General features: G+C 54.7%; 2 protein-coding genes. Both read left to right on the forward strand.

What is annotated here, in order from left to right; genetic code table 11:
- The coding region (locus tag AC1DWI_RS25895; protein ID WP_477726291.1) for a nuclear transport factor 2 family protein at positions 1-203 on the forward strand (203 nt) is incomplete at its 5' end.
- 109 nt (positions 204-312) lie between these two features.
- A partial coding sequence (locus tag AC1DWI_RS25900) for a hypothetical protein (RefSeq protein WP_477726292.1) occupies positions 313-569 on the forward strand: 257 nt, incomplete at its 3' end.

Raw genomic sequence — 569 nt, forward strand, 5'->3', positions numbered from 1 at the left:
GTGGTAATCAAGCGCTTGTCAGATGCCACGGCGTGGCTTTCCACCACCGGGGCAAAGCAATCGGCCTGAAGAGCCGCATCTTCGTGGGCACGTACGAACTGCAGTTGCTGCCGTTCCCGGACAGATGGCGCATCTCCCGGCTTGTCTTCAAGCTCAAGTTCATCGAGGGCAACCTGGAACTTGAGAAGTCGGCGTCGCTGTGAGAATGACGCCTAACCCTCTGTCGAGCGGACGTCTTGCCCGTCACTTCGCGTCGGTCAGGACGCCCCTCATGTCAAACGTTAGATTTCACACAATCCTCAGGGGAAAACATTGATTCCATTGCACTTTCAGCCATCCGTCGAAACAGTAGATGGATATACCAACGATGCCATTCGGATGACGCAAAAGATCTACGCCGTCGACATTTCCTCCTTTGCCCCATCCACACTGCGCCGAGTCGACTCCGTTCTGGAAGAATGGAAAACCGGCGGTGCCAAGATGGAACAGGTAGCAAAGTCCATCTATGCCTTCGGTTCGTTTGCTGGTGAGGTTTTGCTTAAGGCCAGGCATGGTGAGTGGTGTAAGCC

Source organism: Polaromonas sp. P3_C2 (assembly GCF_056402675.1).